The following is a 22,537-nucleotide window of genomic DNA, read 5'->3' on the forward strand; positions in this document are numbered from 1 at the left end:
AGGGGGCTGTGCGCAGGTGCAGCCCCCTTGTCGTTTCTTGGTCCATCCTGAAGCGTGGACGGCAGGCGCCGGATGGCGGCTGAATGTAATGATTTGTGTCAGACAATCGGGCGGTCTCCATCCTCCAGATACAGGGAACTGCCGGAATGTCGACATCGGGATCGCCCGACTGGGCTTCTTTCTATTGCTCCGACGAGGTGGTGCGCAGCTACAGCCGCGGGCATGTGCTGCAGCCGCCCGAGCAGGCCATCCTGGCGCAGCTGGGCGATGCGGTCCTGGCGCGCAGCCGGGTGCTGGATCTGGGTGTCGGCGGCGGGCGCACCACGCCGGCGCTGGCCTCGCGCTGCGCCGGCTATGTCGGTGCGGATTTCGCCGAGCCGATGGTCGAGGCCTGCCGCCAGCGCTTCGCCGACCTGATGCAGCGCGGCGACGTGAGCTTCGAGGTGGCCGATGCACGCGCGCTGCCCTTCGCGCAGGCCAGCTTCGATCTGGTGCTGTTCAGCTTCAACGGGCTCGATCTGGTCGGCGGTGGCGAGCAGCGGCGCCAGTCGCTGCGGGAGTGCCGGCGCGTGCTGCGCGCTGGCGGGCGCTTCATCTTCTCCTCCCACAATCTGAACTGGCTCGACAGCCGTCGCCATGTGCGCTGGGAAGGCTGGCGCGACTATCTGGAGACGCAGCTGTTCTGGAGCCGCATGCGCTGGCTCAACCGTCGGCGCTGGCCGATGCGCCTGCAGGAGGTCGAGCTGGTCGACCCTTACGGCGGCGGCCTGACCACCTACCTGCGCCCGGCCGAAATGCTGCGCCAGTGCCAGGCTGCGGGCTGGTCGAAGGTGCGCGCACATGGCATCGACGGCCGCGTGATCGCGCCGGGCGCCGAGCTGGATGCGGCTGGCGACCCTTGGATCTACTTCCTCTGCGAGGAGTGATCGCCACGCCCGGACAGGCGGGGTGTCGCGCTTGGCGATAATCGCGGCATGAACCAAAAACTCTCCCCCGAGCGGGCTGAAACCGACGACGAGCCGGATGAGCCGGTGCTGCAGCGCCCGCGCCGCAAGGGCATCTACATCCTGCCGAACCTGTTCACGCTGGCAGCGCTGTTCGGCGGCTTCTATGCGATCGTGATGGCGATGAACGGCCGCTTCGAGCAGGCTGCGATCGGCGTGCTCTGCGCCATGGTGCTCGACAGCCTGGATGGTCGCGTGGCCCGCATGACCAACACCCAGAGCGCCTTCGGTGAGCAGATGGACAGCCTGTCCGACATGGTCTCCTTCGGCGCGGCGCCGGCGCTGATCATGTACGAGTGGGCGCTCAAGGGCATGGGCAAGCTCGGCTGGATTGCCGCCTTCGTCTACTGCTCGGGCGCTGCGCTGCGCCTGGCGCGCTTCAACACCAACATCGGCGTGGTCGACAAGCGCTATTTCCAGGGTCTGCCGAGCCCGGCTGCGGCCGCGCTGGTCACTGGCCTGATCTGGGTGATGGACGACCTGGGCTTCAAGGGGGTGCGCGACATCGAGTGGCTGACCTGGCTGGCCTTCGCCACCACGCTCTACGCCGGGCTGACGATGGTCACCAACGTGCCCTTCTACAGCTTCAAGGATGTCAACTTCAAGCGCACCGTGCCCTTCATCGTGATCGTGGCGATCGCGCTGGGCATCGCGGTGATCACCTATCACCCGCCGCTGGTGCTGTTCGGCGTCTTCGTCGTCTACGGCCTGTCGGGCTATGTGGTGTACGGGGTGCGCAAGTCGCGCGGCCGCCCGGTCAGCGTGATCGCCACCTCGACCGACGAGCCCGACGAGCGGGGCCTGCACCGCTGAGGCGTGCTATAGTCGGCGCATGACTTTCGGCGTTCACACCCTACTGCTGCTTCTAATCGAAGTGCCCCGGGCGCGCTGACCAGTCACACCTGTACATTCCTGTACCCCCTTTCTGGATCGACGGCCCGCATGGCATCACGCTGCGGGCCGTTCTCTTTTGTCGCCCGGTTGTTCCGCCGGGATCCCAGAGCAGCGTCGGTGCACCCACCTTCCTTGGAGACGACCATGAGTGACAAGCTGATCATTTTCGACACCACCTTGCGCGACGGCGAGCAGTCGCCCGGCGCCTCGATGACGCGTGACGAGAAGCTGCGCATCGCGCGCCAGCTCGAGCGCCTGAAGGTCGATGTCATCGAGGCCGGCTTCGCCGCGTCGTCGAACGGCGACTTCGAAGCGGTCAAGTCGATCGCCGACGCGATCAAGGATTCCACCGTCTGCTCGCTGGCCCGCGCCAACGACCGCGACATCTCGCGTGCGGCCGAGGCGCTGCGCGGTGCCAGCCGCGCCCGCATCCACACCTTCATCGCCACCAGCGCGCTGCACATGGAGAAGAAGCTGCGCATGACGCCCGAGCAGGTGCTCGAGCAGGCGCGGCAGTCGGTGCGCTTCGCGCGCAATCTGTGCGCCGACATCGAGTTCTCGCCCGAGGACGGCTACCGCTCGGATGTCGACTTCCTGTGCCGCGTGCTCGAGGCGGTAATCGACGAGGGCGCCACGACGCTGAACATTCCCGACACCGTCGGCTACGCGATCCCCGAGCTGTACGGCAACTTCATCCGCACGCTGCGCGAGCGGATTCCCAACTCCGACAAGGCGATCTGGTCGGTGCACTGCCACAACGACCTGGGCATGGCGGTGGCCAACTCGCTGGCCGGCGTGAAGATCGGCGGTGCGCGCCAGGTGGAATGCACCATCAACGGCCTGGGCGAGCGCGCGGGCAACTGCTCGCTCGAGGAGGTGGTGATGGCGGTCAAGACCCGCCGCGACTACTTCAACCTCGACCTGGGCATCGACACCTCGCAGATCGTGCCGGCCTCGCGCATGGTGGCGCAGACCACCGGCTTCGTGGTGCAGCCGAACAAGGCGGTGGTGGGCGCCAACGCCTTCGCGCACGCCTCGGGCATTCACCAGGACGGCGTGCTCAAGGCGCGCGACACCTACGAGATCATGCGCGCCGAGGACGTGGGCTGGAGCGCCAACAAGATCGTGCTGGGCAAGCTCTCGGGCCGCAACGCCTTCAAGCAGCGCCTGCAGGATCTCGGCGTCGAGCTCGAGTCCGAGTCCGAGCTCAACGCCGCCTTCGTCAAGTTCAAGGATCTGGCCGACCGCAAGAGCGAGATCTTCGACGAGGACATCATCGCGCTGGTCGGCGACGAGAGCGTCAGCGCCGAGATCGAGCACTACCGCCTGCTGTCGCTGTCGCAGCACTCCGAGACCGGCGAGCGTCCGGGCGCGCGGGTGACCTTCGCCGCCGGCCAGGTCGAGCACCGTGCGGTGGCGCAGGGCAACGGCCCGGTCGACGCGACGCTGAAGGCGATCGAGTCGAAGCTGGAGACGGGCGCTGAAATGCTGCTGTATTCCGTGAACGCTATCACGTCTGGCAGCACCGAATCGCAGGGCGAGGTCACGATTCGGCTTCAACATGGCGGCCGCGTCGTCAATGGTGTCGGCGCCGATCCCGACATCGTCGTGGCCTCTGCCAAGGCTTACCTGTCGGCGCTGAACAAGCTCCACAGCAAGGCCGAGCGGGTGGCCGCCCAGGGCTGACGCAGGGATCGTGCAAACAGGGGGCTTCAACTGAAAATCATCGGCGCATCGCGCCCTTGTGGCGCGGTACATGCTTCGCCTAGACTGATTTCAGGTTCCCTGTCTGCTGTATTCCAGAGGCCCGTCGTGACTTGTTTTGCATTGAAGAAAAGAATCGTTTCGTCGCAGTGCTCGGCGCTGCTGGTGGGGGTGGCCATGCTGCTGTCGGGCCTGGCGGCTGACCCCGCCCAGGCCGCTCGCCGCAAGGACGGCAAGCCGGTCGAGGCTTCGCAGCGTGTCAAGAGTGCGAAGAAGGCCGTTGCGCCGGCCAGAGGGCTTGATCAGAAGCGTCAGACCCGCAAGGGCGTGTCTCGCGCGGCCTTGCGCCGCGGCGCGGTGGCTGGTGCCGCCGCCACCGCGGTGGCCGTGGCGCCGCGCCTGTCCTACGGGCAGGCCAGCGGCCTGCATGAGACCGCCGATCCGCTCGATCTGAAGTCCAGCGTTGCGCTGGTGGTCGACCAGGACACTTCCGAGGTGCTGTTCAGCAAGAATCACCAGGCGGTCCTGCCGATCGCCTCGCTGACCAAGCTGATGACCGCGCTGATCGTGACCGAGGCGCGCCAGCCGCTCGACGAGGCGCTGGTCATCACCCATGAGGACATCGACACCGAGAAGGGCAGCCGCTCGCGGCTGTCGCCCGGCACGGTGCTGACCCGCGGCGAACTGCTGCATCTGGCCCTGATGTCGTCCGAGAACCGGGCGGCCAATGCGCTGGGGCGCAACTATCCGGGCGGGCTGCCGGCCTTCGCGGCCGCGATGAACCGCAAGGCGGCGGTCCTGGGCATGAACAGCACCCGCTTCGTCGAGCCGACCGGCCTGTCCAGCAGCAATCAGTCCAGCGCCGCCGATCTGGCCCGGCTGGTCAAGGCGGCCTATCAGCATCCGCTGCTGCGCGAGTTCTCGACTTCGCCGGCGCACGAGGTCGACATCGGCCCCCGGACGCTGCACTACAGCAACACCAACGGCTTGGTCCGCAATCCGGGCTGGGACATCGGCCTTCAGAAGACCGGCTACATCGTCGAGGCCGGGCGCTGCCTGGTGATGCAGGCGCAGATGGCCGGGCGCAAGCTGATCATGGTCTTCCTGGATTCCGCCGGCAAGCAGTCGCGGCTGGGTGATGCCGAACGGGTGCGTCGCTGGCTCGAGTCGGGTGCATCGGTGCGTTCGCCTGGGCAGCCCCTGTCCGGCACCCGCGACAAGGCTTCCCTGTCCTGATCTTCAGCGATCGCTGCGATGGCCGAGCGCGGCCGAGATGGATCCCGCCGTCTCGCGCAGGCGCTCCGCCCAGGTCTCCTCGAGCCGGTCGGCCGGCGCCGAGATCGACAGGCCGGCTATCAGCCGACCCTGGTCGTCATGGATCGCGGCGGCCATGCAGCGCACGCCCAGCTCCAGTTCCTCGTTGTCGCGGGCCATTTCGGTCTGGCGCACTCGCGCCAGTTCGCGCTCGAGGGTCGACAGGTCGGTGATGCTGTTGCGGGTGTGTCCCGCCAGCCCGGTGCGCGAGGCATAGCTGCGTACCCGCTGCGGATCGTCATGCGCCAGGAACAGCTTGCCGACCGAGGTCAGATGCAGGGGCGCGCGTCCGCCGATGGCTCGCACCACCTGCATGCCCGAGCGCTCCGAGTAGGCGCGCTCGATGTAGACGATCTCGTCGCCCTGGCGCACCGACAGGTTCACCGGCTGATGGGTCAGCTTGTGCAGCTCGCGCATCGGCACCAGCGCCGCGTCACGCACATCGAGGCGGGCCTTGACCAGATTTCCGAGTTCAAGAAGTCGCATTCCGAGCCGATAGCTGCCCGCCTCCGGCCGGTCGACGAAGCGTCCGATGGCCAGATCGTTCAGGATGCGGTGTGCGGTCGAAGGGTGAAGCCCGGTCTGCTCGCTGATCTGCTTCAGCGGCACCGGATCCTGGTGCTCGGCGAGAACGTCGAGCAGCATGAACATGCGCTCCATCACCTGGATGGCTGGGGTCTGAAGTGCACTATCCTTTTTTGTCATGTCGCGTCGATTCGGTATTCCCGGTTTTCCTGCGTATTTTTACATGGCGAAAAGACATCTGGCGATGCAAACGCGCGTTCACCGGCAGGTTCGGGAAATCGGTCTGTCGCTGGCCCGGGCTGGCGCCGCGGCGGTCCTGCTGATGTCATGCCTTGCCGGTGCGGTCGCCAGCGAGGCTGCGGCAGAACAAGCAAGCACCGCACCACAGTCACGCAGCGCGTCGGATGCGGCGTCTTCCGCGACCGCTGCGCCTCAGCGGCGCTGGCTGCCGGCGCCTCGGGTGAACGGCCGCATCATGCCTTCCCAGATCGGCCTGGTGATCAATGTCGCCGATCCTTATTCGGTCGAGGTCGGGGAGCATTACCGCCAGGTTCACCGGCTGGGTGACGATCAGGTGCTGCGGGTCGAGCTGCCGGTCGCCTCGCAGCTGTCGGTCGCGGACTTCGAGCGGCTGCGCGCCAGCATCGGCGACTTCTTCGGCGATCGCATCCAGGCTCTGGCCCTGGCCTGGGTGCGGCCCTTTGCGCTCGAGTGCCAGTCCATCACCGCCGCCCTGACCCTCGGGCGCGATGCCCGGCTCTGTACGGCGACCTGTGCGAAGCAGTCGCTCTCGCCCTATTTCAACTCGCGCAGCAGCCTGCCCTGGCGTGACCACGGGCTGAGGCCGTCGATGCTGCTGGCAGCCTCGTCGGTGGCGCAGGCGCGGCGCCTGATCGACCGCGGCCATGCTTCTGTCGGGCGGCTGGCCCTGCGCGGCGGCGTGGTGCCGAACGTGCATTACATGGTCACCACCGATGCGGCGCGCAATGTGCGTGCATCGCTGTTTCCGCCTGCCGGACCGCTGCGCTCGCTCGGCATCGAAGTGAAGGTGGAGGAGGGCGTGCTGCCTGCGCCCGGCAGCCCGGACGTGCTGCTGGTGCAGACCGGCATCGCGCGCTTCCAGGGCGCCGAGAGCCTCGAATGGCTGCCCGGCGCGCTGGCCGATCATCTGACCTCCTTCGGCGGCGTGCTCGATCGCAGCGCCGGGCAGAGCACCGTGCTCGACTGGATCGATGCCGGAGCCACCGCCAGTTATGGAACTGTCAGCGAACCCTGCAATCATCCGCAGAAGTTCCCGCATCCGCAGATGCTGCTGCTGCACTACCTGCAGGGCAGCTCCGCGATCGAGGCGTACTGGAAAAGCGTGGCCTGGCCACGCCAGGGCGTGTTCGTCGGCGATCCGCTGGCGGCGCCCTATGCCCGGATGCGCCCCTGATCGCCGTCCCGTCACCCCAAAAAAGAAGATCGCAGGAGACAAGAACATGACAACCCGCATGTCGTGCAGCCATGCCGCCTTGCTCCAGCCGGGTGCAGGCCTGTCCATCCCCGTGACAGGAGTGCATCTTTTTGACCACAGTCATGGCGCCGCAACAAAGAAAACCCTGGGTTCGCGATGCGTGCCCGGTGCTACATTGGCGCCCTGACTCTGTAGGTCCTTCCCGTCCCCTTCTCTGGCAACAGCTAAGGCGGGTCGCGATCCGCCAACCGGTCTAGCCGTGTCGCGGAAGGTTGTCCAACCCATCGGAGCTCCGGGTACCGGGGCGCAAGGTGAGCGAAAATATGATGCAGCAATACAGGTCGAACTCGTACCTCTTCGGCGGCAATGCCCCCTACGTCGAAGAAATGTACGAGGCGTACCTCGACAATCCGGGCTCCGTGCCTGACAACTGGCGCGACTATTTCGACGCGCTGCAGCACGTGCCTGCGGTCGACGGCTCCGACAGCCGCGACGTCGCTCATGCGCCGGTGATCGAGTCCTTCGCGCAGCGCGCCAAGGCCAACGCCTTTGCGCACAAGGCCAGCGAGGCCGATCTGGCGGTCGCCCGCAAGCAGGTCCATGTCCAGTCCCTGATCGCCGCCTACCGCTCGCTGGGCTCGCGCTGGGCCGACCTCGATCCGCTCAAGCGCACCGAGCGCCCGAAGATTCCCGAACTCGAGACGGCGTTCTACGACCTGACCGAGTCCGACATGGACATCACCTTCTCGGCCACGAACACGTACTTCACGAAGGCCGACAGCATGACGCTGCGCGAGATCGTGCAGGCGCTGCGCGAGACCTACTGCAGCACGATCGGCGCGGAGATCATGCACATCACCGAGCCGACCGAGAAGCGGTGGTGGCAGGAGCGTCTGGAGTCGATCCGCAGCAAGCCGTCGTTCTCCGCAGAGAAGAAGAAGGCCATCTTGGAGCGTCTGACCGCGGCCGAGGGCCTGGAGCGCTTCCTGCACACCAAGTACGTCGGCCAGAAGCGCTTCTCGCTCGAAGGCGGCGAGAGCTTCATCGCGGCGATGGACGAGCTGGTGCAGAAGGCCGGCGAGAAGGGCGTCCAGGAAATCGTCATCGGCATGGCCCACCGTGGCCGTCTGAACGTGCTGGTCAACACCCTGGGCAAGATGCCCAAGGACCTGTTCGCCGAATTCGACCACACCGCGCCGGAAGACCTGCCGGCCGGTGACGTCAAGTATCACCAGGGCTTCAGCTCGGACATCTCGACCGCTGGCGGTCCGGTCCACCTGTCGCTGGCCTTCAACCCGTCTCACCTGGAAATCGTCAACCCGGTGGTCGAGGGCTCGGTGCGTGCCCGCCAGGACCGCCGCGGCGACACCGCCGGTGCGCAGGTGCTGCCGGTGCTGGTGCACGGCGACTCGGCCTTCGGTGGCCAGGGCGTCAACCAGGAAACGCTGATGCTGGCCGCCACCCGCGGCTATTCCACCGGCGGCACGGTCCACCTGATCATCAACAACCAGATCGGCTTCACCACCAGCGACCCGCGCGACCTGCGCTCGACGCTGTACTGCACCGACATCGTCAAGATGATCGAGGCGCCGGTGCTGCATGTGAACGGCGACGATCCGGAGGCGGTGGTGCTGGCCACCCAGCTGGCGCTGGAATACCGGATGACCTTCCGCAAGGACATCGTCATCGACATCGTCTGCTTCCGCAAGCTGGGCCACAACGAGCAGGACACGCCGTCGCTGACCCAGCCGCTGATGTACAAGAAGATCGGCGCGCACCCCGGCACCCGCAAGCTCTACGCCGACAAGCTGGCTGCGCAAGGCCTGGGCGCGACGCTGGGTGATGACATGGTCAAGGCCTATCGCGCCGCGATGGATGCCGGCCGTCACACCGTCGACCCGGTGCTGTCGAACTACAAGAGCAAGTACGCGGTCGACTGGTCGCCCTTCCTGGGCAAGAAGTGGACCGACGCGGCCGACACCGCGCTGCCGCTGACCGAGTGGAAGCGCCTGGCCGAGCGCCTGACCAGCATTCCGGCCTCGGTCAACATGCACCCGCTGGTCAAGAAGGTCTACGACGACCGCGCCGCGATGGGCCGTGGCGAGATCAACGTCGACTGGGGCATGGGCGAGCACATGGCGTTTGCCTCGCTGGTCGCCGCCGGCTACCCGGTGCGCCTGTCGGGCGAGGACTGCGGTCGCGGCACCTTCACCCACCGTCACGCCGTGGTCCATGACCAGAAGCGCGAGAAGTGGGACGAAGGCACCTACATTCCGCTGCAGCATGTCGCCGACGGCCAGGCCACCTTCACCGTGATCGACTCGATCCTGTCCGAAGAGGCGGTGCTGGGCTTCGAGTACGGCTACGCCTCGGCCGAGCCGAACACGCTGACCATCTGGGAAGCCCAGTTCGGCGACTTCGCCAACGGCGCGCAGGTGGTGATCGACCAGTTCATCGCCTCGGGCGAAGTGAAGTGGGGCCGTGTCAACGGTCTGGTGCTGATGCTGCCGCATGGCTACGAAGGCCAGGGCCCCGAGCACAGCTCGGCCCGCCTGGAGCGCTTCATGCAGCTGGCCGCCGACACCAACATGCAGATCGTGCAGCCGACCTCGGCCAGCCAGATCTTCCATGTGCTGCGCCGCCAGATGGTGCGCAACCTGCGCAAGCCGCTGATCATCTTCACGCCGAAGTCGCTGCTGCGCAACAAGGATGCGACCTCGCCGCTCGCCGACTTCACCAAGGGCGACTTCCGCACCGTGCTGGGCGAGCAGAAGGCCGACCTGGTGGCCGAGAAGGTCAAGCGCGTCATCGTCTGCTCGGGCAAGGTCTACTACGACCTGGTCAAGAAGCGCGACGAGAAGAAGGCCAACGATGTGGCGATCGTCCGCGTCGAGCAGCTCTATCCCTTCCCGCACCGCGCCTTCGGCAACGAGCTGAAGAAGTATCCGAACGCCACCGACATCGTGTGGTGTCAGGACGAGCCGCAGAACCAGGGTGCCTGGTTCTTCGTGCAGCACTACATCCACGAGAACATGCAGGAAGGCCAGAAGCTCGGCTACGCCGGCCGTCCCGCCTCGGCCTCGCCGGCGGTCGGCTATGCGCACCTGCACCAAGATCAGCAGAAGGCGCTGCTCGACCAGGCCTTCGCCAAGCTCAAGGGCTTTGTGCTGACCAAGTGATCCCTGTCCCGGACGCTTCGCGTGTCCGGCGCCTGCCTGCAGGGCAGGCGCCCGGGACAGGTCGCGGGCGTTGAAACGATCTTCAACAGAATTCCCCACCCATCATGGCCATCGTAGAAGTCAAGGTTCCCCAGCTCTCCGAATCGGTTGCCGAGGCAACCCTGCTGACGTGGAAGAAGAAGCCCGGCGAGGCTGTCGCCATCGACGAGATCCTGATCGAGATCGAGACCGACAAGGTCGTGCTGGAAGTGCCGGCGCCGGCCGCCGGCGTGCTGGCCCAAATCGTCGTGCCTGACGGCGGCACGGTCGTCAGCGACCAGCTCATCGCCAAGGTCGACACCGAAGGCCAGGCCGGTGTGAGCCCCCTGCAGGTGGCTGCTGTGCCGTCGGCCGCCCCGGTGGCCGCCGCCGTGCCGACCGCCACCGGCGGCTCGAAGGGCGATGTCGCGATGCCGGCCGCCGCCAAGCTGCTGGCCGACAACGGCCTGGCCGTCGGCGATGTCGCCGGCTCCGGCAAGGACGGCCGCGTCACCAAGGGCGATGTGCTGGCCGCCGTCGCCGGTGGCGCCAAGCCGGCGGCCGTGCCGGCCCCGGTCGCCGCACCGGTGCCCGCTGCGGTGGCCAGGCCGCTGCCGGCCGTGGCTGCACCGACCGCGCAGAACCTGGGCGACCGCCCGGAACAGCGCGTGCCGATGAGCCGCCTGCGCGCCCGCATCGCCGAGCGCCTGATCCAGTCGCAGTCGACCAACGCCATCCTGACGACCTTCAACGAGGTCAACATGGCGCCGGTCATGGACATGCGCAAGAAGTTCCAGGACAAGTTCGAGAAGGAGCACGGCATCAAGCTGGGCTTCATGTCCTTCTTCGTCAAGGCGGCGGTCGCGGCGCTGAAGAAGTACCCGGTCCTGAACGCCTCGGTCGACGGCAACGACATCGTCTACCACGGCTACTTCGACATCGGCATCGCGGTGGGCTCGCCGCGCGGCCTGGTGGTGCCGATCATCCGCAACGCCGACCAGATGTCCTTCGCCGACATCGAGAAGAAGATCGCCGAGTTCGGCAAGAAGGCCAAGGACGGCAAGCTGGGTCTGGAAGACCTGTCGGGCGGCACCTTCTCGATCTCCAACGGCGGCACCTTCGGCTCGATGCTGTCGACCCCGATCATCAACCCGCCGCAGTCGGCCATCCTGGGCGTGCACGCCACCAAGGACCGCGCGGTGGTCGAGAACGGCCAGGTCGTGGTGCGTCCGATCAACTATCTGGCGATGTCGTATGACCACCGCATCATCGACGGCCGCGAAGCCGTGCTGGGTCTGGTGACGATGAAGGAAGCGCTGGAAGATCCGGCCCGCCTGCTGTTCGACATCTGATCGACCCCGTGTGAGTCACGAGCGCCCCTTCGGGGGCGTTTTGCCAAGATCCTCAGGAATTTCCCATGTCCAAGCAATTTGATGTCGTCGTGATCGGCGGCGGCCCCGGTGGCTACATCGCTGCCATCCGTGCGGCGCAACTCGGCTTCCAGGTCGCCTGCATCGACGAGTGGAAGAACGACAAGGGCGGCCCGGCCCCGGGCGGCACCTGCACCAACGTCGGCTGCATCCCGTCGAAGGCGCTGCTGCAGTCCAGCGAGCACTTCGAGCAGGCCGCGCACCACTTCGGCGACCACGGCATCACCCTCGACAACCTGAAGATGGATGTCGCGAAGATGGTGGGCCGCAAGAACACCGTCGTGAAGCAGAACAACGACGGCATCCTCTACCTGTTCAAGAAGAACAAGGTCAGCTTCTTCCACGGCCGCGGCTCGTTCGCCAAGGCGGTCGAGGGCGGCTACGAGGTGAACGTCGCCGGCGCCGCCAGCGAGACGCTGGTGGCCAAGAACGTCATCGTCGCCACCGGCTCGAACGCGCGTGCGCTGCCGGGTGCCCCGTTCGACGAGGAGAAGATCCTCTCCAACGACGGCGCGCTGCGCATCGGTGCCGTTCCCGCCAGGCTGGGCGTGATCGGCTCGGGCGTGATCGGCCTGGAGATGGGCTCGGTCTGGCGCCGCCTGGGCTCCGAGGTCACCATTCTCGAAGCCATGCCGTCCTTCCTGGCCGCCGCTGACGAAGGCGTGGCCAAGGAAGCGCTGAAGGCCTTCCAGAAGCAGGGCCTGAAGTTCGAGTTCAGCGCCAAGATCTCCAAGGTCGACGCCTCGGGCGAAGGCGTGGTCATCAGCTATGCCAACGCCAAGGGCGAAGAGCAGACGCTGGCGGTCGACAAGCTGATCGTCTCGATCGGCCGCGTCGCCAACACCATCGGCCTGAACCCGGAAGCCGTCGGCCTGAAGCTCGACGAGCGCGGCGCGATCGTCGTCGACGACGAGTGCAGGACCAACCTGCCCGGCGTCTGGGCGGTCGGCGATGTGGTGCGCGGACCCATGCTGGCGCACAAGGCCGAGGAAGAAGGCGTGGCGGTGGCCGAGCGCATCGCCGGCCAGCACGGCCATGTCAACTTCGCGACCATTCCGTGGGTGATCTACACCAGCCCGGAAATCGCCTGGGTCGGCCGCACCGAGCAGCAGCTCAAGGCCGACGGCGTGGCCTACAAGGCCGGCCAGTTCCCGTTCATGGCCAACGGCCGTGCGCGCGCGCTGGGCGACACCACCGGCTTCGTCAAGTTCCTGGCCGACGCCAAGACCGACGAGATCCTGGGCGTGCACATCGTCGGCCCGTTTGCCTCGGAGCTGATCTCCGAAGCCGTGGTCGCGATGGAGTTCAAGGCCTCGGCCGAGGACATCGCGCGCATCTGCCACGCGCACCCGTCGCTGTCGGAAGCCACCAAGGAAGCCGCGCTGGCCGTGGACAAGCGCACGCTGAACTTCTGAGCATCCGCTCGCGGCCTCGGCAGGCCGTGAGACCCTGAGGGGCGGCGCAGGCCGCCCCTTTGTCCTTGTCGACGCCCCCGAACCCATGAGCACCGTCACCGAGATCTATCACCAGACCCTCGCCGAGCGCGGCTACCAGGCCGATCCGGCCCAGCTGCGCGCCGTGGCGGCGCTGCAGCGCTGCCAGGACGAGTGGATCGCCTACAAGGCCCGGCGCAGCAACGCGATCACGAAGATGCTGGTGCGCCCGGCGCTGCCGCGTGGCGTCTACATGTACGGCGGGGTGGGGCGGGGCAAGAGCTTCCTGATGGACAGCTTCTTCCAGGCGGTGCCGCTGCAGCGCAAGACCCGGCTGCACTTCCACGAGTTCATGCGCGAGGTGCACCGCGAGCTGCAGGAGCTCAAGGGCATCCCGAACCCGCTCGACGAGCTGGGCCGGCGCATCGCGCGGCGCTTCCGGCTGATCTGCTTCGACGAGTTCCATGTCGCCGACGTCACCGACGCGATGATCCTGCACCGGCTGCTCGACGCGATGTATGCCAACCGGGTCTCGATCATCACCACATCGAACTTCCACCCCGACGAGCTGTACCCGAACGGCCTGCACCGCGACCGCATCCTGCCCGCCATCGAGCTGCTGAAGGCCAAGCTCGAGGTCATCAACGTCGACAACGGCACCGACTACCGCCGCCGCACGCTGCAGCATGTGCAGCTCTACCACACGCCGCTGGGCGCGCAGGCCGATGCCGAGATGACGAAGGCCTTCGACGGGCTGGCCGAGGTGAAGGACGAGGATCCGGTGCTGCGCATCGAGAACCGCGAGATCCGTGCGCGGCGCAAGGCCGGCGGCGTGGTCTGGTTCGATTTCAGGCAGCTCTGCGGCGGTCCGCGCTCGCAGAACGACTATCTGGAGCTGGCCAGCCAGTTCCACACGCTGCTGCTGTCGGACGTGCCGATGATGCCGCCGAAGCTGGCCTCGGAGGCGCGGCGCTTCACCTGGCTGGTGGACGTGCTCTACGACCGGCGCGTCAAGCTGATCATGTCGGCCGAGGTGCCCGCCGAGCAGCTCTACACCGAGGGGCCGCTGTCGCACGAGTTCCCGCGCACCGTCTCGCGTCTGAACGAGATGCAGTCGCAGGAATTCCTGGCGCTGGAGCGGCGCGACGTCGACACGTCGCTGACCTGAGTCTCAATCGATCGGGTCGAGGCGCAGAAGTGCCAGCGACAGGTTGTCGCCGCCGCCGCGCGCGCGCTGGCGCGCCTTGCTGATCAGCATCTTGCTGGCATCGCGGGGCTTGAGCGCGTGCACGATGGTGCCCAGCTCGCGCGAGGTGAAGTAGTGCCACAGCCCGTCGCTGCAGACCAGGATCGAGTCGCCGATCTCGAGCTGGTCATGGCGGGCCAGCGTGATCGGCGGATCCTCGTCGGCGCCGAGGCAGCCGGTCAGCAGGTGCGAGTGCGGATGGTCGTTGGCCTCGTCCTCGGTGATCTCGCCTTCCTCGACCAGGCGCTGCACCAGCGAGTGGTCGAAGGTGCGCGACATCATGTTCGAGGCCCGGAACACATAGACCCGCGAGTCGCCGGCATGAATGATGTGGCACTGCCGGTCGGGCAGGATCAGCGCGGCGGCGATCGTGCTGTGCGGCTCCTGCTCGGAGGTGATCGCGGTCAGGCGGATCATCTGGTGCGATTCGAGCACGATGCGCCGCAGCAGATCGGCGGCCGGCTCGCGGCTGGGCACGAAGCGCTCGAAGAGCTGGCGCGCGATCAGCAGCACCTGGTCGGCCGCCTTGCGGCCGCCGCTCTTGCCGCCCATGCCGTCGGCCAGCACCGCCAGCAGGCAGCCTGCCACGCGGGGGTGGGAGAATATCTCCACCTGATCCTGTTGATAGAGCCGGTCGCCGCGGTCGATGCCTGTCGCCGCTGCGAGCCGATAGCCAGGGGAGTCGGGAGTCATGCCGAAAACTATAATCGTTTCTCGCAATTTTCCCTGTTGATGATGCACGCGGATGGACGATAACCTGCACTCTCCGCAGCGCCGGCTGATCGAATTGCGCATCGAACATGCCGATCTCGACAGCCTGATCGACGGGATCGTGCATCGGGTGCCGATCGACGAGCTGATGCTGCGCCGGCTGAAGAAGCGCCGGCTGGCCCTGCGCGACATGATCGCGCGCCTCGAGCGCATGCTCGATCCCCCCGAGCCCGCCTGAGCGACGGCATGAACGAATCCTTTCCCGACGATGCCTTCGCGCTGCGCGCCGAGGTCGCGCGAGCCTTTGCCGAGGACGGCGATCTGGCCCGGCTGGATCCACGCTTTCGGCCGCGTCCGGGCCAGACCCGTCTGGCCGATGCGGTGGCGCAGGCGCTGGACTCGCGCGATGTGCTGGTGGCCGAGGCCGGCACCGGCGTCGGCAAGACCTACGCCTACCTGGTGCCACTGCTGCTGTCGGGCCTGCGCGCGATGGTCAGCACCGCGACCAAGGGTCTGCAGGACCAGCTCTTCCTGCGCGATCTGCCGCGGCTGGCGCGCCTGTTCGGCCTGCCGGTGCAGGTGGCGCTGCTCAAGGGGCGTGCGTCCTACCTCTGCCTGCACCGCCTGACGCTGGCGCGCCAGGCGCCCGAGCCGCTCGATGTGTTCGCGCTGCGCCAGCTCGCCCGCATCGAGACCTGGGCGCAGGGCACGCGCAGCGGCGATCTGGCCGAGGTCGAGGGGCTGGACGAGCGCTCGGCGGTCATCCCGCTGGTCAGCTCGACGCGCGACAACTGCCTGGGCGCCGACTGTCCGTCCTGGCGGCAGTGCCATGTGGTTCAGGCGCGGCGCGAGGCGATGCAGGCCGACATCGTCGTCGTCAACCATCATCTGTTCTTCGCCGACCTGACGCTGCGCGACACCGGCATGGCCGAGCTGCTGCCCAGCGTCGATGCGGTGGTGTTCGACGAGGCGCATCAGCTCAACGAGGCGGGCGTGCAGTTCCTCGGGCGCACGCTGGCGAGCGCGCAGCTGATGGACTTCGGGCGCGACCTGCTGGCGGCCGGGCTGACGCAGGCGCGCGGCTTCGGACCGTGGCAGGAGCTGGCGGCGCGCTGCGAGCTGGCCGCGCGCGAGCTGCGGCTGGCCTGCGCCGGGCCGGGCCGCGCCAGCGTGCGGCTGCGCTGGGAGGAGCGCGCCGGCCAGGCACCCTTCGACGAGGCGCTGGAGCGGGTCGCGCGGGTTGCGACCGAGGCGGCCGAACACCTGGAGGCGGTCGAGGCGGCCGGGCCCGACCTGCAGCGCCTGCTCGAGCGCGCCCGTTCGCTGCTGTCGCGGGCCGAGGCCTTCGGCGCAGAGGCCGAGCCGGGGCGGGTGCGCTGGATCGATGCCGGAGCGCACCAGGCCCGTCTGACCGAGTCGCCGCTGGATGTGCGCGAGACGCTGCGCGCGCAGGTCGAATCCGGCCGCAGGGCCTGGATCTTCACCTCGGCCACGCTGGGCGACGAGCCGAGCCTGGCCTGGTTCACCCGCCGCGCCGGGCTGGACGAGGCACGCACGCTGCAGGTGGTCAGCCCCTTCGACTATGCCGGGCGGGCACGGCTGCTGGTGCCGCGGCCGTTTCCGCGGCCGGCCGAACCGGCGCATCCTGACGAGGTGGCGGCGCTGGCCGGACGCTGCGCGCGTGCGCTGGGCGGGCGCACCTTCGTGCTGACGACGACGCTGCGGGCGCTGCAGCGCATCGGCGAGCGCCTGCGGGCGCTGCTGCAGCCTTGCGGCATCGAGGTGCTGATCCAGGGCGAGGGTCCGAAGCGTGCGCTGCTGGCGCGCTTTCTCGAGCGGCCGCGTGCGGTGCTGGTGGGCTCGCACAGCTTCTGGGAGGGCATCGACGTGCCGGGCGACGCGCTGCAGTGCGTCGTCATCGACAAGCTGCCGTTCCCGCCGCCGGGCGACCCGCTGGCCGAGGCGCGCAGCCGCGCGATCGAGGCCGAGGGCGGCAGCGCCTTCAACGATCTTTTCGTGCCGGAAACCGCGATCGCGCTGAAGCAGGGCGCCGGGCGGCTGATCCGCAGCGAGAGCGATCGTGGCCTGCTGGTGATCTGCGACACCCGGCTGGTGCAGATGGGCTACGGCCGGCGGCTGCTGGCGGCGCTGCCGCCGATGCGGCCGGTGGCCGACGAGGCCGAGGCGCTTGCCTGGCTGGCGCAGCTGGGCGCGCCTTCGGTGCCGGCCTCGCCGCCCCCGGAGCCGGTCTGAGCCCGGGGAGGGCGGTGGCGGCTCACCAGAACCGCAGCAGACCGCGCGGCTTGTCCTCGTAGCTGCGCTCGAGCCAGGCGCTGCGCGGGAAGTTGGTCTTCAGCACGCGCCGGGCGTCGTCGCGCAGGTCGTTCATGCCGAGCTTGTCGTAGCTGGCGGCCATCAGGAACAGCGCCTCCTCGGCGGCCGGCACGCCGCGGAAGTCCTGAAGCGCCTGCTGCGCGCGGTTGGCGGCGGCCAGGTAGGCGCCGCGCATGTAGTAGTAGCGCGCCACATGGACCTCGTGCGAGGCCAGCGAGTTGATGATGTACTTCATCCGCGTGCGGGCGTCGGGCGCGTACTTCGACTCCGGGAAGCGGTCGACCAGGGTCTTGAAGCTCTGGTAGGCGTCGCGCGAGGCCTGCTGGTCGCGCTCGGACAGGTCCTGCTTGGCGACGCCGCCGAACAGGCCGAGGTCGTCGTTGAAGTTGATCAGGCCCTGCAGGTAGTAGGCATAGTCGACCGCCGGGCTGGTCGGGTGCAGCTTCATGAAGCGCTCGACCACCGCCAGCGCGCGGGCCTTTTCCTGCTGCTTGTACAGCAGATGGGCCTGCTCGAGCTGGGCCTGCTGCGACAGCAGCGTGCCGGCGGCACGGCCTTCGAGGCGCTCGTAGAGCTGGACCGCACGGTCGAAGGAGCCGGCGGCGGCTTCCTCTCTGGCCTCTTCGTACAATTTGGAGATGCTCTTGCCGTCGTCGAGGTCCTTCGGACCCGAGGCGCAGCCGCCGAGCAGCAGGGCCGTCACGGTCGCGAAGGCGGCCAGGGCGGGGCGCAGGGCCGGGGTCGGGCGATGCAGGGGCATGATGGCGTGGCCGTTTCCTCTCGGGCCGGCCGGACAATGGATTCAGGACGTGAATTATATGAACGGGGCCGATGGCCCGGACGAGGCCGTGATGGCCGGCGTCGCCGGCGAGGATGCCGGCGAGATCGACAGCTTCGAGACCCGCGTGCTGGAGGTCGCGCAGGAGGCGCACGGGCTGCGGCTCGACAGGTGGCTGGCGGGGGTCGCGTCGGAGTTCTCGCGCAGCCATCTGCAGGGCCTGATCGCGCAGGGGCTGGTGCGCAGCGCCGGCCGGGTGCTGGAGAGCGCCTCGCGCAAGGTCGCCGCCGGCCAGCGCATCGAGGTCGAGCTGCGGCCGACCGCGCAGAGCAGCGCCTTCCGACCCGAGCCGATCGCGCTGTCGGTGCTGCACGAGGACGAGCACATCCTGGTGGTCGACAAGCCGGCCGGCATGGTGGTGCACCCGGCCGCCGGCAACTGGTCGGGCACCTTGCTCAATGCGCTGCTGGCGCGCCATCCGGCCTCGGCGCAGCTGGCGCGTGCGGGCATCGTGCACCGGCTGGACAAGGACACCTCCGGGCTGATGGTGGTGGCGCGCACGCTGCGGGCGCAGACCGAGCTGGTGCGCGCGATCGCCGCGCGCGAGGTGCACCGCGAGTATGTCGCGCTGGTGCACGGCCTGCCGCCCGAGGCGCCCTTCAGCGTCGAGGCGCCGATCGGCCGGGATCCGGTCTCGCGGGTGAAGATGGCGGTGGTGGCCGGCGGCAAGCCGGCGCGCACCGATGTCATGCCGCTGGCCGGCACGGTGGTCGACGGCCGCCGCTACGGTGCGGTGCGCTGTCGGCTTCACACCGGCCGCACCCACCAGATCCGGGTGCATCTGGCCAGCCGCGGCCTGCCGCTGGTCGGCGACACGGTCTATGGCGGCCGGCCCGAGCTGGGCCTGACGCGCCAGGCGCTGCATGCGGTGCAGCTCGGTCTGGTCCACCCGGTCAGCGGGGCCGAGATGGTGTTCGATTCCACGCTGGCGCCGGATCTGCAGCCGGCCTGGAGTCGGGTCGTGCCGCGCTGATGCAGTGATGCATGTGACGATCTCGTGCCGCTCGCGCTAGAATGCGTTCCAGCACGGGCTCGCACCTCCCCAGCGATCTCCCGATGATGCCGCCGCCCGCCTCCGGGCCCGGCTCCCCCGACCCGAAGTGAACTGCCCGCCGTGCCGGTGTTTCAGGTACGGCCGCCAAGGTTTTCGACACCACCGATCGATGAATACCCGGGATGCCCGACGCGTCCTCGAGACCGCGCTCATCTGCGCGCAGCAGCCCCTGCCGGTGCGGGAGCTGCGCAGCCTGTTCGACGGACAGCTCGGCGCCGACACGGTGCGCATGCTGCTCGACGAGCTGGCGCGCGACTGCGATGGCCGCGGCATCGAGCTGGTCTGCGTGGCCGGCGGCTGGCGCTACCAGAGCCGGCCCGAGATGCATCGGTACCTGGAGCGCATGCAGCCCGAGCGGCCGCCGCGCTACTCGCGTGCGGTGCTGGAGACGCTGGCGATCATTGCCTACCGGCAGCCGGTCACCCGGGGCGACATCGAGGAGATCCGCGGCGTGACCGTGGGCACGCAGATCATCCGCCAGCTCGAGGAACGCGGCTGGATCGATGTGATCGGTCATCGCGAGGGCCCGGGACGCCCGGCGCTGTACGCGACGACGAAGTCGTTCCTTGATGATCTGGGGCTGAAGTCCCTCGATCAGCTGCCCTCGCTGGAGGCGAACCTGCCGGACAGGCTCGTCGACACCCTGACCGCGAATCCCGACAGCGGGGCGCCGGTCGCCACCCTTTCTTCCGAGGCCTGAGGCCACCATGAACGAGAACCAGGAAAACACTGCCGCCGAGCCGGTCGAGCCGTCGGCCGCCGCCGAGGCTCCGAAGAAGCGCCGCGCTCCGCGCAAGGCTGCCGCCGAGGCGCAGGTCGCCGACGTGGCGGCGGCCGACACCCCCGCGCCCGCCGTCGAGGAGGCGCCGAAGAAGCGCCGCACCTCGCGCAAGGCCGCCGCCGAGGCGGTCGAGCCGCAGCAGGAGGCCGCTGTGGCCGAGGAGGCGCCGAAGAAGCGCCGCGCCCCGCGCAAGACCGCGGTGGCCGCCGAGGCGCTGCCCGAGGCTTCGGCCGCGCCGTCCGCCGAGCCGATCGCGCAGCTTGCGCAGGTCGCACCGGCTGCGCCTGCACCGGCGCCTGCCGTCGTGGAAGCTGCCGCGCCGGTCGCCAGCCCGGAGCCGGTGCTCGCCAGCGCCGAGCCGGCCGCCGAGGATGAAGCGGGCGAGGCAGGCGAGGGCGGTGGCCGCCGCGGCCGCAATCGCCGCCGCGGCCGTCGCGGCGAGCGTGACAGCGAGACGAGCGGCGCCGACGCCGTGAGCACCAACGAGGATGGCGAAGCCATCGAGGAGATCGTCGTGGCCCCTGACACCGGCGAACTCGACACCGACGACCTGTTCGCCGAGGTCATTTCCGGCGACTACGACGCCAGCGCCGAGCCGGCCGCCGACGAGCAGGCCGATCTGGGCAAGCGCGTGCTGAGCCCGGATCCGATGGCGCCGAAGCTGCACAAGGTGCTGGCCCAGGCCGGCATCGGCTCGCGCCGCGAGATGGAGCAGCTGATCCAGGACGGCCAGGTCTCGGTCAACGGCGAGCCGGCCCACATCGGCATGCGCATCGAGCAGGGCGACCAGATCCGCATCGCCGGCCGCCCGATCAAGGTGCGCATCGCGCCGGCGCCGGCGCGCGTGCTGGCCTATCACAAGCAGGTCGGCGAGGTGGTGACCCACCATGATCCGGAGGGTCGCCCGACCGTCTTCCGTCACCTGCCGCGCCTGCAGAGCGGCAAGTGGCTGTCGGTGGGCCGCCTCGACATCAACACCGAAGGCCTGCTGCTGTTCACCAACTCCGGCGACCTGGCCAACCAGCTGATGCACCCGCGCTTCGGCGTCGAGCGCGAGTACGCGGTGCGCGTGCTGGGCACGCTCGAGACCGAGCAGCGCGCCAGGCTGCTCGAGGGCGTGGACATCGACGGCCAGAAGGCCGCGTTCCGCTCGATCGAGGACGGCGGTGGCGAGGGTCTCAACCGCTGGTACCGTGTTGTCATCACGGAAGGCCGCAACCGCGAGGTGCGCAAGCTCTTCGACGCGGTCGGCCTGACGGTCAGCCGCCTGATCCGCATCCGCTACGGCACCGTGGTGCTGCCGCGTGGCCTCAAGCGCGGCGTCTGGGTCGAGATCGGCGAATACGACCTGCGCACCATTCGTGCACTGGCCGGCATGGACGGCCTGCGTGCGGGCGGCGATGGCCGGCGGGGTCGCGGCCGCGATGGCGAGCGTGGTGCCGATCGTGCCGATCGCGCAGAGCGCGGCGGCCGGGGCGATCAGCCCCCGCGTGGCAAGGGCAGCCAGCATGGCGGCGACCGGGGTCCGCGCGGTGCGCAGGCCGAGCCGCGTGCCGAGCGCGCTGATCGCGGCGAACGTGCCGAACGCCAGGACCGTCCTGATCGTCAGGACCGTCGCCAGGGCGGTCAGGGCGCCATGGCCCAGGGCCCGCAGGGCAAGAAGCAGCGCCCGCCGCGCGGCGAGGGTGGCGCGCCGCGCGGCGCGTCGGGGCGCGATCGTGCGCCCGAGCAGGACCGCGATCTCGACGGCTACGACGAGCCGCCGATGCACATTCCCAACCCGCTCGAGCAGACCTTCGACCGCCGCTTCGCCTCCGGCTCCAAGCGCATCTCGGCCGGCTTCGGTCGTCCGACCGAGGAGCCGGGTCCGGGCAACGGCGGCCAGGGCGGCAACCGCAAGGGCCAGGGCCAGGGCGGCGGCCAGCGTCAGCCCGATCCGATGCAGACCTCGGTGGGCTACATCGGCGCCGACGCCTATTTCGCCCGTCCGGGTGGCAACAAGGGTCGCGGCGGCCGTCGCCGCTGAGTCCCGCCCGGGTCGCCGACCCGGCTGACCTGCCGGCGACACGCGGCGAGGCTAGAATGCCGGGTTTTTCCCGGCATGCCGGCCTCGCGCGGCGTGATCCGCCGCCGGGTCCGCAGTCCTCTTCAACCGTCCATCTCCATCCCATTCAAGGAGTCAGAACATGGCCATCGAACGCACCCTGTCCATCATCAAGCCCGACGCCGTCGCCAAGAACGTCATCGGCCAGATCTACTCGCGCTTCGAAGGCGCCGGCCTGAAGATCGCCGCGGCCAAGCTGGTCCACCTGTCGCGCGCCGAAGCCGAGCAGTTCTACGCTGTCCACGCCGCCCGCCCGTTCTTCAACGATCTGGTCAGCTTCATGATCTCCGGCCCGGTCATGATCCAGGTCCTGGAAGGCGAAGGCGCGATCCTGAAGAACCGCGAGCTGATGGGCGCCACCGACCCGAAGAAGGCCGCTCCGGGCACCATCCGCGCCGACTTCGCCGACTCGATCGACGCCAACGCCGTGCACGGCTCGGACGCTCCGGAAACCGCTGCCGTCGAAGTGGCGTTCTTCTTCCCCGGCATGAACGTGTACAACCGCGGCTGAT

General features: G+C 68.6%; 18 protein-coding genes and 1 pseudogene. 15 read left to right on the forward strand and 4 right to left on the reverse strand.

The features are described 5' to 3' along the window. Positions 1-146: 146 nt before the first annotated feature. The 3 genes from NFT33_RS03180 to NFT33_RS03190 all read left to right on the forward strand — a co-directional run bounded on the left by NFT33_RS03180 (position 147) and on the right by NFT33_RS03190 (position 3,584). Entirely contained in the window at positions 147-926 is a 780-nt protein-coding gene (locus NFT33_RS03180; RefSeq protein WP_251673122.1) for a class I SAM-dependent methyltransferase, read from the forward strand. Positions 927-974: 48 nt separating this feature from the next. Further along, on the forward strand, positions 975-1,817 hold the full coding sequence (pssA, locus tag NFT33_RS03185; RefSeq protein ID WP_149503224.1) for a CDP-diacylglycerol--serine O-phosphatidyltransferase: 843 nt from the start codon (positions 975-977) through the stop codon (positions 1,815-1,817). A 225-nt stretch (positions 1,818-2,042) separates the two neighbouring features. Beyond that, complete coding sequence (locus tag NFT33_RS03190) at positions 2,043-3,584, forward strand: 2-isopropylmalate synthase (RefSeq protein ID WP_149503225.1); 1,542 nt, start codon at positions 2,043-2,045, stop codon at positions 3,582-3,584. Positions 3,585-3,610: 26 nt separating this feature from the next. Here the strand turns inward: NFT33_RS03190 and NFT33_RS03195 are convergent, their stop codons facing one another. Continuing rightward, the gene (locus tag NFT33_RS03195) at positions 3,611-3,781 is read right to left on the reverse strand and encodes a hypothetical protein (RefSeq protein WP_156027837.1); all 171 of its coding nucleotides are present in this window, start codon (positions 3,779-3,781) and stop codon (positions 3,611-3,613) included. Here NFT33_RS03195 and pbpG point away from each other — a divergent pair. Next, a complete protein-coding gene (pbpG, locus tag NFT33_RS03200) occupies positions 3,780-4,838 on the forward strand; it encodes a D-alanyl-D-alanine endopeptidase (RefSeq protein ID WP_251673217.1) in 1,059 nt (352 codons plus the stop codon). The two genes, NFT33_RS03195 and pbpG, sit on opposite strands and share 2 nt — an antisense overlap. 3 nt (positions 4,839-4,841) lie before the next feature. Here the strand turns inward: pbpG and NFT33_RS03205 are convergent, their stop codons facing one another. Further along, on the reverse strand, positions 4,842-5,621 hold the full coding sequence (locus tag NFT33_RS03205; protein WP_220785287.1) for an IclR family transcriptional regulator: 780 nt from the start codon (positions 5,619-5,621) through the stop codon (positions 4,842-4,844). Between the two features lie 295 nt (positions 5,622-5,916). Here NFT33_RS03205 and NFT33_RS03210 point away from each other — a divergent pair, with 295 nt between their 5' ends. The 5 genes from NFT33_RS03210 (at position 5,917) to zapE (ending at position 14,125) form a co-directional block, all read left to right on the forward strand. Beyond that, complete coding sequence (locus NFT33_RS03210) at positions 5,917-6,876, forward strand: TIGR03790 family protein (RefSeq protein ID WP_251673124.1); 960 nt, start codon at positions 5,917-5,919, stop codon at positions 6,874-6,876. Between the two features lie 344 nt (positions 6,877-7,220). Beyond that, the gene (locus NFT33_RS03215) at positions 7,221-10,076 is read left to right on the forward strand and encodes a 2-oxoglutarate dehydrogenase E1 component (RefSeq protein ID WP_220785289.1); all 2,856 of its coding nucleotides are present in this window, start codon (positions 7,221-7,223) and stop codon (positions 10,074-10,076) included. A 104-nt stretch (positions 10,077-10,180) separates the two neighbouring features. Further along, positions 10,181-11,446, forward strand: a complete 1,266-nt coding sequence (gene odhB, locus NFT33_RS03220) for a 2-oxoglutarate dehydrogenase complex dihydrolipoyllysine-residue succinyltransferase (RefSeq protein ID WP_251673126.1) — start codon at positions 10,181-10,183, stop codon at positions 11,444-11,446. Between the two features lie 65 nt (positions 11,447-11,511). After that, positions 11,512-12,939: a dihydrolipoyl dehydrogenase gene (gene lpdA / locus NFT33_RS03225; RefSeq protein WP_251673128.1), complete on the forward strand. Its 1,428-nt coding sequence runs from the start codon at positions 11,512-11,514 to the stop codon at positions 12,937-12,939. A gap of 85 nt (positions 12,940-13,024) precedes the next feature. Next, on the forward strand, positions 13,025-14,125 hold the full coding sequence (gene zapE, locus NFT33_RS03230; RefSeq protein WP_251673130.1) for a cell division protein ZapE: 1,101 nt from the start codon (positions 13,025-13,027) through the stop codon (positions 14,123-14,125). Between the two features lie 3 nt (positions 14,126-14,128). On the opposite strand, the gene NFT33_RS03235 is transcribed toward zapE, so the two are convergent. Further along, positions 14,129-14,896, reverse strand: coding sequence for a PP2C family protein-serine/threonine phosphatase (locus NFT33_RS03235; RefSeq protein ID WP_251673132.1), 768 nt, complete (start codon positions 14,894-14,896; stop codon positions 14,129-14,131). Positions 14,897-14,948: 52 nt separating this feature from the next. Between NFT33_RS03235 and NFT33_RS03240 the strand changes: the two genes are divergently transcribed. Next, positions 14,949-15,152 (forward strand): YdcH family protein, encoded by a 204-nt coding sequence (locus NFT33_RS03240; protein WP_149503233.1) that lies wholly within the window; start codon positions 14,949-14,951, stop codon positions 15,150-15,152. A gap of 8 nt (positions 15,153-15,160) precedes the next feature. After that, on the forward strand, positions 15,161-17,167 hold the full coding sequence (locus NFT33_RS03245) for a DNA repair helicase YoaA (RefSeq protein WP_251673133.1): 2,007 nt from the start codon (positions 15,161-15,163) through the stop codon (positions 17,165-17,167). Positions 17,168-17,189: 22 nt separating this feature from the next. Here the strand turns inward: NFT33_RS03245 and NFT33_RS03250 are convergent, their stop codons facing one another. Continuing rightward, positions 17,190-18,008 carry an outer membrane protein assembly factor BamD gene (locus NFT33_RS03250; RefSeq protein ID WP_149503235.1) on the reverse strand — a complete coding sequence of 273 codons (819 nt, stop codon included), beginning with the start codon at positions 18,006-18,008 and terminating at the stop codon, positions 17,190-17,192. A gap of 58 nt (positions 18,009-18,066) precedes the next feature. Between NFT33_RS03250 and NFT33_RS03255 the strand changes: the two genes are divergently transcribed. From NFT33_RS03255 to ndk, 4 genes and pseudogenes are all read left to right on the forward strand, one after another. Further along, positions 18,067-19,059 (forward strand): RluA family pseudouridine synthase, encoded by a 993-nt coding sequence (locus NFT33_RS03255; RefSeq protein ID WP_251673135.1) that lies wholly within the window; start codon positions 18,067-18,069, stop codon positions 19,057-19,059. A gap of 190 nt (positions 19,060-19,249) precedes the next feature. Beyond that, positions 19,250-19,837: pseudogene (scpB, locus tag NFT33_RS03260) on the forward strand (SMC-Scp complex subunit ScpB); the annotation flags it as partial. A 10-nt stretch (positions 19,838-19,847) separates the two neighbouring features. Continuing rightward, positions 19,848-21,947, forward strand: a complete 2,100-nt coding sequence (locus NFT33_RS03265; RefSeq protein ID WP_251673137.1) for a pseudouridine synthase — start codon at positions 19,848-19,850, stop codon at positions 21,945-21,947. A 160-nt stretch (positions 21,948-22,107) separates the two neighbouring features. Then, positions 22,108-22,536 (forward strand): nucleoside-diphosphate kinase, encoded by a 429-nt coding sequence (ndk, locus tag NFT33_RS03270; protein ID WP_251673139.1) that lies wholly within the window; start codon positions 22,108-22,110, stop codon positions 22,534-22,536. The last annotated feature ends 1 nt before the right edge of the window (position 22,537 follow it).

The organism is Sphaerotilus sp. FB-3, assembly GCF_023706025.1.
In the GTDB taxonomy this organism is placed as follows: Bacteria; Pseudomonadota; Gammaproteobacteria; order Burkholderiales; family Burkholderiaceae_C; genus Sphaerotilus; species Sphaerotilus sulfidivorans.

Coding starts and splice junctions, on each gene's coding strand:
- NFT33_RS03255 (WP_251673135.1), top strand. CDS start 18,067: ATGAACGGGGCCGATGGCCCGGACGAGGCCGTGATGGCCGGCGTCGCC.
- NFT33_RS03215 (WP_220785289.1), top strand. CDS start 7,221: ATGATGCAGCAATACAGGTCGAACTCGTACCTCTTCGGCGGCAATGCC.
- odhB (WP_251673126.1), top strand. CDS start 10,181: ATGGCCATCGTAGAAGTCAAGGTTCCCCAGCTCTCCGAATCGGTTGCC.
- NFT33_RS03235 (WP_251673132.1), bottom strand. CDS start 14,896: ATGACTCCCGACTCCCCTGGCTATCGGCTCGCAGCGGCGACAGGCATC.
- NFT33_RS03265 (WP_251673137.1), top strand. CDS start 19,848: ATGAACGAGAACCAGGAAAACACTGCCGCCGAGCCGGTCGAGCCGTCG.
- NFT33_RS03205 (WP_220785287.1), bottom strand. CDS start 5,621: ATGACAAAAAAGGATAGTGCACTTCAGACCCCAGCCATCCAGGTGATG.
- pbpG (WP_251673217.1), top strand. CDS start 3,780: ATGCTGCTGTCGGGCCTGGCGGCTGACCCCGCCCAGGCCGCTCGCCGC.
- ndk (WP_251673139.1), top strand. CDS start 22,108: ATGGCCATCGAACGCACCCTGTCCATCATCAAGCCCGACGCCGTCGCC.
- zapE (WP_251673130.1), top strand. CDS start 13,025: ATGAGCACCGTCACCGAGATCTATCACCAGACCCTCGCCGAGCGCGGC.
- pssA (WP_149503224.1), top strand. CDS start 975: ATGAACCAAAAACTCTCCCCCGAGCGGGCTGAAACCGACGACGAGCCG.
- NFT33_RS03240 (WP_149503233.1), top strand. CDS start 14,949: ATGGACGATAACCTGCACTCTCCGCAGCGCCGGCTGATCGAATTGCGC.
- NFT33_RS03250 (WP_149503235.1), bottom strand. CDS start 18,008: ATGCCCCTGCATCGCCCGACCCCGGCCCTGCGCCCCGCCCTGGCCGCC.
- NFT33_RS03180 (WP_251673122.1), top strand. CDS start 147: ATGTCGACATCGGGATCGCCCGACTGGGCTTCTTTCTATTGCTCCGAC.
- NFT33_RS03245 (WP_251673133.1), top strand. CDS start 15,161: ATGAACGAATCCTTTCCCGACGATGCCTTCGCGCTGCGCGCCGAGGTC.
- NFT33_RS03190 (WP_149503225.1), top strand. CDS start 2,043: ATGAGTGACAAGCTGATCATTTTCGACACCACCTTGCGCGACGGCGAG.
- NFT33_RS03195 (WP_156027837.1), bottom strand. CDS start 3,781: ATGGCCACCCCCACCAGCAGCGCCGAGCACTGCGACGAAACGATTCTT.
- NFT33_RS03210 (WP_251673124.1), top strand. CDS start 5,917: ATGCCTTCCCAGATCGGCCTGGTGATCAATGTCGCCGATCCTTATTCG.
- lpdA (WP_251673128.1), top strand. CDS start 11,512: ATGTCCAAGCAATTTGATGTCGTCGTGATCGGCGGCGGCCCCGGTGGC.